At 57.1% G+C, this 643-nt stretch carries 1 protein-coding gene; it reads right to left on the bottom strand.

What is annotated here, in order from left to right; all coding sequences use genetic code 11:
• Window positions 1–643, bottom strand: a 643-nt coding sequence (locus tag ACRZ95_RS23125; protein ID WP_480555737.1) for a PDR/VanB family oxidoreductase, incomplete at both ends; no start/stop codon positions are given.

Here is a 643-nt window from a genome sequence, read left to right as displayed (position 1 = left end):
GATCACACCACATTTGCAGACCCCGCAGATACCATCCGAGCATTTTACATCTACGTGAATGCCCGCTTCGTTCAGCACCTGGGCCGCGTCCTTTTCTATGGGGACCAACAACTCCCGTCCCGACCGCGCCAACCTCAAAGTGAAGGGGTGGTTTTCATACTCTGGCTGTTCGGGAACCGAGAAATACTCCAGGTGCCGCGCCTCTTCGGGAAAACCCTGTTTCTCCGCCGCCTGCATCACGCCGTCCATGTACCGATCTGGTCCACACGTATAGACATGCCATCCGTCCTCATAGCCAGCCAGAATCTCGTCAAACTCGGCGCGCGTGCCTTCGTTCGAAAAGTGATAGTGGACGCGATCCGCCCATGGCATCGAAGCGAGATCTTGCGTGTAACCTGCTCCTTGGCGCGTGCTCGCCGAATAGTGCAGGACGAAGTCCCGGCCCAGCGCATGCAGCCGATACGCAAAGGCAATCATTGGGGTGATTCCTATGCCGCCGCCCATCAGAAACGTCTTCGTTGCTGTCTCGTCCAGCTCAAAATGATTGATTGGTTTCGAGACAAAAACCTTGCGGCCCTCGGAAAAAACGCGGTGAAGCAATGCCGACCCGCCGCGTCCATCGTCCTCGCGCAGAACACCGATC

The sequence above is a fragment of the Ruegeria sp. AI3 genome (assembly GCF_056541245.1).
This window is presented reverse-complemented; position numbering and strand designations above follow the sequence as displayed.